Origin of the sequence: Bradyrhizobium sp. 956_D2_N1_4, assembly GCF_052076025.1 — a bacterium.
In the GTDB taxonomy this organism is placed as follows: domain Bacteria; phylum Pseudomonadota; class Alphaproteobacteria; order Rhizobiales; family Xanthobacteraceae; genus Bradyrhizobium; species Bradyrhizobium barranii.
Genome location: NZ_CP197237.1, coordinates 5,608,620 through 5,622,601, shown reverse-complemented (window position 1 = coordinate 5,622,601; position 13,982 = coordinate 5,608,620). Strand labels below are relative to the sequence as shown.

Genomic DNA, 13,982 nt, shown 5'->3' with positions numbered 1-13,982 from the left:
TCAGCGCCTCCCCAGAAGGCCCTGGGGCCGGATATACATCACGAACACGAGCAGCAGCAGCGCCGGAATGGTGCGGTAGGCCGGCGAGACCAGGTAGGCCGTCAGCGTCTCGAGATAGCCGACCACGAAGGCCGCGATCAGCGAGCCGGAGACGCTGCCGAGACCGCCGAGCACCACGATCGAGAACGCACTCGCCGTCAGCGGTCCGACGCTATAGGAGCTGACCCCCAGGAACATGCCGAGCAGCACGCCGGCGATGCCGGCGAGGATGCCGTAGATCGCCCACACAACGACGTAGATGTTGGTGAGCTCGAGCCCGAGCAGGGTGACGCCGCGCGGGTTCATCGACGCCGCCAGCACCGCCTTGCCGGTGCGGGTGCGGTTCACGAGCAGCCACAGCAGCGCGATGACGAGGCAGCACACGATGGCGGTGAAGACCTCGTTCTTCGGCGTGCGGACGCCGAGGATCTCGACCACGCCCTCGACGATCGGCAGTACGGTCTTGGCGTTGTTGGTGAAGAAATAGGCGATCAGCTCCTGGATCATGATGCCCCAGAGCAGCGTTCCGGTGAGGACGAAGATCTCCTTCTCCTCATTGGGAATGCGCCGGGAGTCCTGAATGGGCTTCACTACGGCGAAATAGGTCGCGAAGGCGGTGAGGAGAGCGACGGCGACCCCGATCAGCGCACCGGCATACGTGCCGACGTTGAGGATGCTGGCAGCGGCCCAGGCCGCCACCGCTGCGGCCACCATGATGGCACCGTGGGAGAGGTTGAGCACGCCGGAGACGCCGAAGATCAGGGTGAAGCCGGTGGCACCGAGAGCGTAGAGAGCGCTGATGGCAAAGCCATCGATCAATATCTGGAAAGCTCGCATCTATGATTGGCCGGGTGGCAGCCGAGCTGCCGCTTTGAGGAAAGGTGCTGCGGAGAGCCGCATGTGGAAGCTCCCGGGAGGTGGTCCCGGGAGCATGTCCTGCTAGTTGCTGAGCTTGATGAAGCTCGGGAACTTGACGTCGACCTTGGCGACGTCCTTGGGCCAGACCGCGCTCTGCTTGCCGTCCTGCCATTGCAGCATCAGCCCGGTGATCAGGCCCTTGCCATATTTGATCGAGTGGGTGAACGGATCGTCCTTGCCGTAGAACTGGACGCGGCCGATCGTGCCTTCCCAGTCGGTCTTCTCCAGCGCGGAGACGAGCTTGTCGGCGTCGGTCGAGCCGGCGCGCTTCACCGCGTCGGCGATGTAGTAGACCTCGTCATAGGCGGTGTAGCCGGCATAGGAGGGATAATTGCCGAACTTCTTCTTGAAGTTCTCCGCGAACGGCACCGATTTCGGCGTCACCGCCACACCGGGCCCGGAGACGCCCTGATAGAGCACGCCTTCCGCCGCCTGGTTGGTGTCCTTGCCGAAGGTCTCGTTGGTTGCCTGCGAGGAGATGCCGAACATCGGGATCGGCACCTGCTGGTTCTTCCACTGCACCGTCGGCTGCACGCCCACATGGGAGATGCCGGTGATGATCACATCGGGCTTGGAGCCCTCGATCTTGTTGAAGATCGGCGTGAAGTCGGTCGTATCGGGCGAGAAGCGGATGTGGTCGAGCACCTTCAGCCCGATCTTGGGCAGGCACTCCTCGTAACCGACGTCGAGCGGCTTGGTCCAGGCGGCGTCCTCGCTCATGATGACCGCGGTCTTCATGTGCATCCTGTCGACGAGCAGGTCCTTGGCGCCGTCGCAGACCGAGAGCGCCAGCGCCGCTGAAGTCAGATAGCCGTGGAAGGTGTATTTGTTCTTCTCGTAATCCGCGTGGACGCTCTTGCTGATCTCATTGGAGGCGGCACCCGGCGTGACGAACGGCGTCTTCAGCCGAGAGGCCCAGGGCTCCAGCGCCAGCACGACCTCGCTGATATAGCTGGCGATGATCGCGTTGACCTTGTCCTCGTTCACCGCGCGCTGGAACGCACGCACTGAATCCGCCGACGAGGAGTGATTGTCGTAGGAGATGATCTCGATCTTGCGGCCGTCGACGCCGCCATTGGCGTTGATCTCGTCGGCGGCAAGCTGCGCCGCCTGTGGAATGGAGGCGCCGGCGATCGCCTGCGCTTCCGCGATCACGCCGATCTTGAGGGGATCGGCTGCAAGTGCCGCGCCTGACGCTGCCATCATCGCGCCTGTCGTGGCCGCACCGAGCGCCATTCGCAATGCAACAGAGAGTCGTTTTTTCATGTTGTTCTCTCCCTTTGAACAGGCCTCTTGTGAGCCATTATGTCGCAACTATAACGGCGAGGGAGGTCTCGGCAAGTGAAACCGCGTTCAGGATTGTGAGAAGGGGACTAAAGTCTAGCGCTGCGCAAATTGCGGGCAGGATAGGTGCGAGACACTCCTGACGCGCGCAGGCATGCAGATTCTGTCGGCGGGCATGCGTGAGCGTCGAAGCCTTGGAGTGGGCGGTAGCCTGGCTCCATCCGGTCTACAAGACGAGCAGCGATGCCGGTTCAGCGCGCTTGCAGCAGTGATGGATCGAGCGGCCTCAATCGGGCCGGATCGAATGGCGACAAGTCTACACGCGTCACATCCTTGGCGATCAGCTGCGCCAGCGCTTCGCCGGTGGCGGGCGCATTGAGGATGCCCCAGACATTGTGCCCGGTCGCAACATAGAGGCCTTCGCTCTGCGGCACCTTGCCGATCAGCGGCAGGCCGTCCTCAGTCACCGGTCGGAAGCAGGCCTGCTGCGCGCTGATCTTTTCTGGACGAAACAGTGGCGACAGCCGTTCGCACATGATTTGCAGGCGCGCGATCGCATCGACGTCCGGCGTCACGGCTGCCGGATCGAGCGGCAGCGGCGCGATGTCCGAGAGTGCGGTGATATGCGTGCTGCCGTCGGCGCGCGGAAACACTTCGATCGACACGGCGCTGCCGTCCTCGTCATACTCAAGGAACAACGCATCGGCCGGCACGTTGGGGCCGATGTCGTACACGATGCTCGGGCTGCGCTGGCCATAGACAGCGGGCAGGCGCATCCATTGCGCGGCGAGCAGCGACCATGGTCCCATCGCGATCACGACAGCGTCCGCCTCAACGAGGCCGCCTTCGACCTCGACACCCTTCGCGGTCGTGCCATTCGCATCGCGCACGATGCCCGTGATGCGGCCGAGGCGAAGCTCGGCGCCTTGCGCGACTGCCGCGTTCATCACGGCCGACGTAAATTTGCGGGGATGAACGATCGCAGTCGTCTCAGTCGTACCGATGCGCTGCGCGATGACGACGCCGTTGGCGAGCCAGCCGAGCGCGGATGGTGCATTCCGGCGCGGATCGCCGCCGGACGCAACAAAGCCGCTATACGCGGTCATCGGGCGATAGCCCCAATCGCCCGCGATCTCCTGCGCCAGCTGCGCATGAAGCGCAAAACTCCGCCGCGCGAGTGCGTCGAGCGGCGAGCCGGTGCACCAGTCACGCGCCAGAAAGCCGCCGGCCTTGCCGGAGGCGGCGGCCGCGACCTCGGTCCGTTCGACCACGATGACCTCGGTGCCGCGGCGACGCAGAAAATAAGCGGTGCAGGCCCCGATCACGCCGCCGCCGCAGATCACAACGCGCATGGCTTGTTCCTTGGATAGTGCTGCGCTGATGTGCGCAACATCGCCTGTTCGGCACGATCATTCAGGCCAAGATTGCCGCTTCGCCGCTAGAGGTGCAATTCTGTCGTATATCGAATGTCGTCACTCAACGATCATGCGAGCGTCATAAAGAATCACAAAAGCGTCATGCCGCAAGCCGCCAATGGAGCAGGCGCTGGGGCGGACACTCTACGGGGAGGGTAAACCATGGCGCTCAGATTCCGCAGCATCGACGGCTCCAACAACAATCGTGCGTATCCCACCTTGAACCAGGCCGGCACCGACTTTGCTCGGCTGGGGCCGGCAAATTTCGTCGATGGGGTCAATGAAATGACGCCAGGTCCGAATCCGCGCGAGATCAGCAACATTGTCGTGGCGCAGACGGATATTGGCGAGGAAGGCCCGCATCTGGTGGATGACGCCGGCGTCGCGCTGTCAGGCATGATGTATGCGTGGGGCCAGTTCATCGATCACGATCTGGATCTGCAGAAGGAGGGCACAGGCACGGATGATATCTCGATCAAGGTCCCCGCTGATGATGAGTTTCTGCCGCCCGGCAGCATGATCCCGTTGACGCGGGTGGCGATCGATCCTGCGACGGGGGTGACCGGGCATCCGGCAGCCGCGATCAATACGGTGACGGGTTGGCTGGACGGATCGCAGATCTATGGTTCCGACGCGGCCACCGCAGCGAGCCTGCGAACGGCCGACGGCCATATGAAGGTGTCGGCGGGAGACAATCTCCCGATCGTCGAGACCGAGCACGGCAACGTCTTTGCGGCCGGTGACGTACGGGCGCAGGAGAATCCCGACCTGACCGCCTTGCAAGTCTTGTTTGTGCGCGAGCACAATTACCAGGTCGATCGACTGCACGAGGACCATCCGAACTGGAGCGGCGACAAGCTATACGAGACGGCCAAGACCATCACCACGGCCGAGATGGTCAACATCACCTACAACGAGTTCCTGCCGCATCTGTTGGGCGAGGACGCCATCAAGCCGTACCAAGGCTATGACCGCACGGCGGACGCGCGGATCACCGAAGAGTTTGCCGGTGCGGCCTTTCGCTTCGGTCACTCCATCGTCTCCGACGAGATCAGTGCGACCAGCAATCTGGGTGCCTTTACGTCGGAGCAGACGCTGGCGCAATCGTTCTTCGAAGACACGGCGACTTTCAAGGCGACTGGTGCGGATGGCCTGTTGCGGCATCTGGCGGGGGACCTGGCCAACCCGCTGGACGCTCACATTGTCGATGGCTTGCGAAACCTCCTGTTCGATCCTCCGGACGGCATGGATCTGGCAGCGATCAATATCCAACGCGGCCATGATCTTGGGCTGGGTACACTGAACCAAACCCGGGAGGCGCTGGGGCTTGCGCCTTACACCAGCTTCGATCAGCTCAGCTCTGATCCGGCGACGGCAGCAGCGTTCGAGAAAGCCTATGGTTCGATCGATGCCGTCGATTTGTGGGCCGGTGGATTGGCTGAGGATCATGCGCCGGGAGCCGTCATCGGGCCCACCTTCGGCATAATCATCGCCGACCAGTTCACCGCTTTGCGCGACGGCGATCGCTACTACTTCGAGAACCAGGGCTTCGATAAGCAGACCCTGAATGAGATAAAGAACACAACGCTGTCGGACCTCATTCTGCGCGACACCGATACCACTGCGATGCAGAGCGATGCCTTCGTCGCCACCGAGCGGCACAGCGGTACGCTGGGCGGCGTAGACCCGACCGGAGAAGAGGCTGCAGCAGGCATGGCGCAGCTTGTGGTCGGATCTCCCGGCAGGGATACCCTGACTGGCGGAGATCTGGATGACACGCTGGTCGCCGCGGGCGGCCGCATGACCATGACCGGAGGTGCCGGTGCCGACACATTCGAATTCGACCTTGGTGTTCTCGCAGGTAAGCACAACACCGCGGTCATCACCGACTTCGATCCCAAACAGGACAAACTGCAATTTTCGAACGACGTTCACGTCACGAAATCATCTGACCATCATGGCGGAACGCTGTTGCAGGTCGGCTCCGAGACCATCGACCTGCTGGGCGTAAAGCCGCATGAGATGCATCTTCACGAATGGGGATAATGCTGGGTCGCTTCAAACGAGCAATACAGCATCATTCGGCGCCGGCGGGGCACGCCGGCGCCGTGTCGTGATCCTGCTCGTCCCGCGTCAGCCTGGGCCGGCGCCTTGCGTCGCCGTGTACACGGCGTAGAGCGACTGGCTCGCGGCCATGAACAGGCGGTTGCGCTTGGGGCCGCCGAAGCAGACATTGCCGCACACTTCCGGCAGGCGGATGCGGCCGAGCAGCTTGCCCGCCGGCGACCACACCGTCACACCGCTATAGCCGACGGCGCGCCCGGCGTTGCTGGAGGACCAGACATTGCCGTTGACGTCGCAGCGCAGGCCGTCGGGCCCGCACTTCACCCCGTCGATCACGCAGTCGCTGAACTTCTTTCCATTGGAGAGCTTGTTGTCGGCGCCGACGTCGAACACGAAGATCTCGCCCTTGCCGCCGGGCCCGGTGTCGCCCGGTCCCTTGCCGGTCGAGGCGACGTAGAGCTTCTTGTAGTCCGGTGAGAAGCATAGGCCGTTGGGATCGGGCACCTGGTCCTCGGTGACGACGAGGTCGATGCGGCCACTTGGATCGATGCGATAGCAGTTGGTGGGCAGCTCGCGCTTGCCCGGCACGAAGCCGGCCGGCTGTCCGATCCGCGGATTGAGCTTGCCGCCTGCGTTGCTCGGGCCGCCCGCGACGTCGGGCTCGCCTTCATAGAGCTGGCCGCCATAGGGCGGGTCGGTGAACCAGTAGCTGCCGTCGGGATGCGCGGCGACGTCGTTCGGCGAGTTCAGGCGCTTGCCCTGATAGGAGTCCGCGAGCACCGTGGCCGTGCCGTCATGCTCGTAGCGCGTGACCCGCCGGGTCAGGTGTTCGCAGGAGAGCTGACGGCCCTGGAAGTCGAACGAGTTGCCGTTGGAATTGTTGGAGGGCGTGCGGAACACGCTGACGCGGCCGTCGTCCTCGGTCCAGCGCATCTGCCGGTTGTTGGGGATGTCGCTCCAGAGGAGATAACGGCCCTGCGCGCTCCAGGCCGGGCCCTCGGCCCACAACAAGCCGGTGTAGAGGCGCTTGATCGCGGTGTTGGGCTGCGCCAGATCGTCGAAGGACGGATCGACGGTGATGATGTCGGGGTCCGAGAAATAAGTCGTCGGCGCGCCGTTGGGGCCGAAATCGCGCGGCGGGGTGGTGATCGTCGTTGGCGGTGCGGCAGGTCCGGTCTGGGCCAGCGCGGGGCCGGCTACGGTCGCCGCAGCGCCGAGCGCAAGTCCCCGCACGAGTGTTCGTCGTGAAAGCGCAGCATCCTGGTCACGCTGCTCTGGGCGTTTCATCGCGTCCTCCCGGTTATGTTCGGCTGGCCGGTTGATCCGGCCGAGCGGGCGGAGGTTAGTCCGGTCCGCGCCCGGTTGCGAGGGGCAGGTACGCATCCTCCGCGCGATGGCAGGCTTGGGAAGGCTGGAACGCGGCGGCATTGCGGCGAGGCGAGGGCAGAAGCGGCAATTGGTCCCTGTCTCGTCGTTCGGGGCCTGTCGTCGGGCTTTGCGCGGTCAACCGGTGCGGTTTTTAGGACCTGTCAAGCCTTGACCTCACGCGCGATGATGGCAGAACGTTTCCGGGGTATCAGCCGGAGTTCATTGTGTTAGCCGTTGTCGCACTGGTCATTGCGCTCGCCATCGCGTTCGCCGCCGGCTATTTCACCCGCGATCTCGCCTCCCGCAAACGACGCGCGGAGGCGCGCCGCTGGCGCGAATATACCGAGCCGGGCTGGCTCCGCGCCGCCGCACCCGCCAACACCAACGAGGCCGCCCCCGTCGCCACCGGCGAGCTCGGCCAGATGCTGGACCGTTGGGAAAGCAGGGCCCGCGCCCGCCGCGCCGGATAGCCCGGCCGGCGATCAGGCCGGCACTCCACCCGCATTCCGATGAGCGACTTGTCCGCCTTGGCTCGAAGAGCGAAGGCGAAAGCGATATCCGGGACGGCTGATCCCGCAGATCGCTCCGTTTCCGATCACTGCAATCCGTCAAGCTGCCCCCCAAGACAACAGGAGCGCGGTGAGCGTTGTCGCCGCGTGTGCATTTGTGCGGAGTCCGCGCTCGCGGCGACGCGATGGGCCCGTGGATCGTGCGTGCGATGAGAAGGTCGGCGATCCAGCCGCTGGCTTTCCAACAGTCATTGGACGCGCGCTGCCCGGCTTTCATGTAACGGACATATCATTATGCAACATGAATTATGATATCAGGTAAGTTTTCCTAAAATCGGAATTTCTACGCCGTCCGCGCGGCGCTGATCCCCGGAAATCCTGCCTCGTGAATTCTGGATTCTCCGTCCGCGAGCAGGACGGCAACAAGGAAGAACAACCATGACCGATACACTCACCGCCGGCTCCATCGCTTTCACCGGCTTCAACGCGGACGGCGACGACAGCCTTGCCTTCGTATCGTTCTCCGACATCAAGGCCGGCACTGTCATTCACTTCACCGACAATTTGTGGAATGGCACGAGCTTCGCCTCGGACGAGAACGTCTGGAGCTGGACCGCGACCAGCGACGTCGCCGCCGGCACGGTCATCAGCATGACCGGCCTCGGTGCCGGCGGCAGTGCATCTTCCGATGTCGGAACCGTGGCGTTCGACACCGCCAACACGCGCGACATCGCCGACCTCAATGAGGTCGTCTACGCCTACACCGGCAGCGCGGCGGCGCCGGTGTTCCTGACCGCGATCACCAACGCCATATTCAATGCCAGCCTCGGACGCGGCACGCTCAATGGCACCGGCCTCACCAACGGGGTCGATGCCAAGCAGCTGAACGGCAGCCCCGACATCGCCGCCTATGTCGGCGACCGGTCGAGCCTTGCCAGCATCGACGACTACAAGGCCAACATCTACGCCACGGCCAACTGGGTGCTGCAGGGTGGTAACGGCGACCAGAGCCATGACGGCACCGCCCCCGACCTGCCGTTCTCGACCCAGGCCTTCACCGCCGACCCGACCGCGCAGAAGATCGAGTTCGCCTCCGTTACGGCGAGCGTCACTGAGGGCGATAGCGGCGATACGGTGGTGACGCTGACGCTGAACCGCATCGGCTCGACCTCTGGGGTCACCACCTTCTCCGGCACACTGGCCAACATGTCGGGCATGTACGGCTACGCGGACGCCGACGATTTCGGCGGCACGTTGCCGGCGTTCAGCGGCAGCTTCGCCGATGGCGCCTCGACCGCGACCGTGACGTTCCATATCAGCGGCGACACCACGTACGAGCCGGATGAACACTTCTTCGCCCGCCTCGATACGGTCGCGAGCGACAGCGGCCTTGTCTATATCGGCGACAAGGCGACGGCCGACGCCACCATCGTCAACGACGATCCGGTCCAGTTCTTCGGCTTTGCCGAGAACTCGCTGACAATTTCGCAATCGGAAGGCAATGCCGGCGACGTCAAGACCTTCACCTTCGTGGTCGAGCGGACCCACGGCACCGACGGCGATCTTTCGTTCAGCGGCGTGATCTCGTCTGGCTCCACTGACGCTGCTGACTTCGGCGGCACGGTGCCGTTGACGTTCTCCGGCGTCATCAAGGCCGGCGAGAGCACGGCCACCGTCACGATCACCACCACCGGCGATATCACGCTGGAAGGCAACGATAGCTTCAGCCTGCATCTGACCAATGCAAGCTCCAGCAACGGGATCACCATCGTCAACACCTACACCGACGCCACCGGTATCATCGTCAACGATGATCCGCTGCACATCGGCGCCGGCGAGAGCGTCACCTCGCCGCTCACCCTCGCCGACGGCGACCACCTCACGGTCGACCAGGGTGGCGTACTCGCCGTTCCGGAGCCGCAGGACGGTAGTGAGGTCAGCGCGATCCTCTGGTCAGGCGGCACGGTGACCGTCGACAATGCCGGTGGCATCGGTGTCGATGGTACGAACTATCACGTGACGAGCGCCAACGGCGTGACCGGCTCCTTTACGTTCAACAATGCCGCGACCGGCGCCACCTGGGGCAGCATCGGGGTTCGCTACCTTGGTTCCGGGTCGGCCGTCACCGTGAACAATGCCGGCCTGATGAATGGCGGCGTCGGCTACGCGCTGGATTTCACCGACGTCGGCAAGGTGTCCACGGTGATCGTCAACAACCTCGCCGGCGGCATCATCACCAACAGTCAGGCCAATGCCGACGTGGTGCGCGGCGGCGCCAACATGGTGCTCAACAATTCCGGTATCATCCGGTCGGTCGCGGATGACGCTGCCAACGGATATTATGGCGGCGATGCGGTTGACTACAGCGGCAGCGCCGGCGGGGTCGTGCACAATTTTGCCGGCGGCGTGATCGAAGCGTCCCGCCACGCCATCACCAACAAGAAGGGCATCACCGTTATCAACGATGCCGGCGCGACCTTGTTTGGCCGTAACGGCTCCGGCATCAATATCGACAACGATGCGACCGTCGCCAATATCGTCCATGTCACCAACCGCGGCACGATCGTGGGTGCGTCCGCCGGATACGATGACAGCGACGGCGATGCGATCGACACCGACGGTCTCGTCAATCTCGACAATTATGGCCTGGTCCAGGGCATCGGCGCCAACGGCTATCACAACGGCGAAGTCAACGTCTCCGAGGGCGCGGCCATCGGCGGCGGCGTGATCAACAACTTTGCCGGCGGCACCATCTACGGCTACGGGCGCGCCATCCAGGTGGATGATTCCAGCAACGGCGCGGCGCTCGGCGCGACGACGATCTACAATGAGGGCGTGATCCGGGGCGACGGCCATGGCCCGGAGGGTGTCGATCCCGCCGACGCGGCGGCGATGAACGCGAAAATCCTCGGCCGCGAGGCGATCGACATCCTCGGCAGCTTCGCCGACACCATCACCAACAAGGGCACCATCGTCGGCGGCATCTTCACCGACGGCGGCGCCGACACGTTGAACAACAGCGGCCTGATGGTGGCAATGGGCGGTCCCGCGGTCGATCTCGGCGACGGCAACGACAGCTTCACCAACAGCGGCATCGTCTCCGGCGACGTGTTGTTGGGCGCCGGCGACGACACTATCAACCTCGTCGCCGGCTCGACCATCAGCGGCACGCTTGACGGCGGCGATGGCACCGACACGCTCTATCTGTCGGGCAACGGCCTGGGCACACTCTCGAACCGGGTGACCAATGTCGAGAGCCTGGTCGTCGCCGGCGGCATCTGGACTGCGGAGTTGAACGGCGACGGGATTCGCCTTCCGCTGGCCCGGTCATGGAGTGCGGATGCAGGACAGAGCGGCTATACCTCGATCACAGTGAAGAGCGGCGCGACGCTCGGCGTTTCGCGGTCCGAGCTGCTCGAGATGGGCAGCGCGGCCGGCCAGGAGAAAAACGACCATCTCGTCGTCGAGGCCGGCGGCAAAGTCGGTGCTCTTGTCGGTGCCGTACAACTCGGGACCGGTTCCACCACGATCGACAATGCGGGAATGATATCCGGCATTTCGATGGGAACGGACTCGGGGAAGGCCACCTTCGTGGTCAACAACGCAGCCACCGGACTCATCAGCGACACCGTCTCCGGTCCCGGAGACCTCAATGGCGGGAGCCTGACGATCGTCAACGATGGCACCATCTCCGGCGCCAAGGCCATCGACCTGGAGAATACCCGCAACGGTTCGGTCAAGATATTCAACCACGCCGGCGGGATCATCTCGGCGATCGCCAACCAGGACGTCATCCGTGGCGGCACCGGCACCGCGATCGAGAATGCCGGGACGATCAGGTCCCGCGGCGATGACGGCCAAAACATCACGGGTGGTGACGCCATCGACTACAAGAAGAACGGCGGCGGAGCCGTTCATAACCTCGCCGGGGGCGTGATCGAAGGGTCGCACCATGCCGTGACCGGCAAGGTCGGCATCACCGTCGTCAACGACGCAGGCGCGACGATGATCGGCCGCAATGGTTCGGCTGTGAATATCGACAACAATGCGTCCGTCGCCAACACCGTCTATGTGACCAACCGCGGCACGATGATCGGCGCGTCCGCCGGTTACAGTGACAGCGACGGCGACGCCATCGACACCGATGGTCTGGTCAAGCTCGACAATTACGGCCTGGTCCAGGGCATCGGCGCCAATGGCTATCATAACGGCGAAGTCAACGTCTCCGAAGGAGTCGCCATCGGCGGCGGCGTGATCAACAACTATGCCGGCGGCACCATCTACGGCTACGGGCGCGCCATCCAGGTCGATGATTCCAGCAACGGCGCGGCGCTCGGCGCGACGACGATCTACAATGAGGGTGTGATCCGGGGCGATGGCCATGGCCCGGAGGGCGTCGATCCCGCCGACGCGGCCGCGATGAACGCGAAAATCCTCGGCCGGGAGGCGATCGACATCCTCGGCAGCTTTGCCGACACCATCACCAACAAGGGCACTATCGTCGGCGGCATCTTCACCGACGACGGCGCCGACACGTTGAACAACAGCGGCCTGATGGTGGCGATGGGCGGTCCCGCGGTCGATCTCGGCGACGGCAACGACAGCTTCACCAACAGCGGCATCGTCTCCGGCGACGTGTTGTTGGGTGCCGGCGACGACACCATCAACCTCGTCACAGGCTCGACCATCAGCGGCACCATCGATGGCGGCGTGGGTACCGACACGATCAATCTGTCCGGCACCGGCAATGGAACGCTGGGCAAGGCGACCGGTGTCGAGAAGCTCGATGTGCGGAGCGGCGCCTGGGCGATCAACAGTGATGCCAGCTACGCCAACGTCACGGTCGAAAGTGGTGCCGGCCTTGTGGTGCGGGGCGCGGTCACGGCGGTGACGGTGGAGCAGGGCGCCACGCTCTCCGTCTATGGCAGCACGGGCAACACCACCGTGTTCGGCGAGCAGGCCATCCAGGCCGGCGGCGTTGCAACCGGCACGACGATCGGGGCGGGTGGTGAGCAGCGCGTCATCGGCGGCGCTTCGGCGAGCGACACTACCATCGAGGGCGGCACCCAGCATGTCTACGGCTCCGCCGATGACACCGTGATCGACGCCGCCGGGCTCCAGCACGTCCATGGCAGCGCGACCGACACCACCGTCAACAGCGGCGGCGAGCAGAATGTCTACGCGTCTGCGACCGCCACCGGCACGACGGTGAATGCGGGTGGCATCCAGATCGACTGGGGCAACGCGATCGCCACCACGATCGACGGAGGCAGCCAGTATGTCTACGGCACGGCGGCCGATACGGTCATCCTGTCTGGCACGCAGTACGTCGAGGCCGGCGGCGCCACCTACGGCACGATGATCGGCAGCGGCGGCACCGCCCACGCCTTCGTCGGAGCCTCGGTTCACAACGTGACTTTCGCAGGTGCTGATGCCACGCTGGTGCTGGATCACGCCTCCGACTTCAGCGGCTTCCTCTCCGGCTGGCAGGACGGCAACCATCTGGATCTCTCCGATATCCAGTTCGCCGCAGGCACGACGTTGGCCTACACCGCCAATGCCGGCAACAGCGGCGGCAAGCTGACGGTGTCGGACGGCTCGCATACGGCTTCGCTGGCGCTGCTCGGCCAATACACGGCGGCGGACTTCGCGCTGTCCTCCGACGGCCATGGCGGCACCATGATCAGCGATCCCGGCGCCGGGGTCCAGCAGAGCGCGCTCGCGTTGCCGCACGCGGCGTAAGGATCGGTCGGGATCGGTGAAGCGGATGCGCCGGGTGCCAGTTGGCGCCCGGCCTTCCTTGCGCCCTCTCTGTTGAGGGCGTGAAGCGGAGAGCAAGACTCGGGCGGACCACGCCGCGAGCGGGTGGGTGTGTGCCTGCTGTTTGGCATGCAGAGCTGATGCCGCCGCGCGCGTTTATCGATCTCCGTCACCCTGATGAAGTGGCCGCTTCTTCAGAGGCCCTCGAAGGGCGGCGTCCCCGCGGCACCAGCTCGGCCGTGCATCCTTCGAGGCTCCTCGTGTGCTGCTTCGCACCGCACGCCTCGCACCCCCAGCGACAACCGCTTCGCGGTTGTCGCTGGGATGACGGGGCCGATGTGGTCGTCATTGCGAACCAATGGGCGAGGCGCCACGCCCCCTGCAATCAGGTCAGTCCTCCTGACCATCTTTTGGCGTTGCGGTTGCGGCCATTTCTCGTCTAGAAACGGCGCATCGAGCCTCCCGGCAACCAACCGTCAACGGTTTTGACCGAGGATTTGAGGGCTCAAAAGGGTCTGGCAATGCTGATTCGCGGCCAAATCGATGGGATTTCGGGGGAGGTGGCTCTGGCCGCCGCCACGATCCCGGCCGCGCTGCTGCCCACCCTCCTGATTGGCGGCCTTCT

Annotated in this window: 7 protein-coding genes; 3 read left to right on the top strand and 4 right to left on the bottom strand. The window is 64.3% G+C overall.

Annotated elements, in window-relative coordinates; all coding sequences use genetic code 11:
* From AB7535_RS26620 to AB7535_RS26610, 3 genes are all read right to left on the bottom strand, one after another.
* Positions 1-876, bottom strand: a complete 876-nt coding sequence (locus tag AB7535_RS26620; RefSeq protein ID WP_135214157.1) for a branched-chain amino acid ABC transporter permease — start codon at positions 874-876, stop codon at positions 1-3.
* Between the two features lie 102 nt (positions 877-978).
* Positions 979-2,193, bottom strand: a complete 1,215-nt coding sequence (locus tag AB7535_RS26615; RefSeq protein ID WP_354077042.1) for an ABC transporter substrate-binding protein — start codon at positions 2,191-2,193, stop codon at positions 979-981.
* 299 nt (positions 2,194-2,492) lie between these two features.
* A complete protein-coding gene (locus AB7535_RS26610; protein WP_135214159.1) occupies positions 2,493-3,593 on the bottom strand; it encodes an NAD(P)/FAD-dependent oxidoreductase in 1,101 nt (366 codons plus the stop codon).
* A 225-nt stretch (positions 3,594-3,818) separates the two neighbouring features.
* On the opposite strand from AB7535_RS26610, the gene AB7535_RS26605 reads away from it, so the two are divergent.
* Positions 3,819-5,702: a peroxidase family protein gene (locus AB7535_RS26605; RefSeq protein WP_439037171.1), complete on the top strand. Its 1,884-nt coding sequence runs from the start codon at positions 3,819-3,821 to the stop codon at positions 5,700-5,702.
* 87 nt (positions 5,703-5,789) lie between these two features.
* Here AB7535_RS26605 and AB7535_RS26600 read toward each other — a convergent pair whose 3' ends face one another.
* Positions 5,790-7,007, bottom strand: a complete 1,218-nt coding sequence (locus AB7535_RS26600) for an SMP-30/gluconolactonase/LRE family protein (RefSeq protein WP_135214161.1) — start codon at positions 7,005-7,007, stop codon at positions 5,790-5,792.
* A gap of 305 nt (positions 7,008-7,312) precedes the next feature.
* Between AB7535_RS26600 and AB7535_RS26595 the strand changes: the two genes are divergently transcribed.
* Together AB7535_RS26595 and AB7535_RS26590 are read left to right on the top strand one after the other, a co-directional pair.
* Positions 7,313-7,558, top strand: a complete 246-nt coding sequence (locus tag AB7535_RS26595; RefSeq protein ID WP_028152088.1) for a hypothetical protein — start codon at positions 7,313-7,315, stop codon at positions 7,556-7,558.
* A 477-nt stretch (positions 7,559-8,035) separates the two neighbouring features.
* On the top strand, positions 8,036-13,339 hold the full coding sequence (locus AB7535_RS26590) for a beta strand repeat-containing protein (protein WP_439037170.1): 5,304 nt from the start codon (positions 8,036-8,038) through the stop codon (positions 13,337-13,339).
* Positions 13,340-13,982 lie beyond the last annotated feature (643 nt).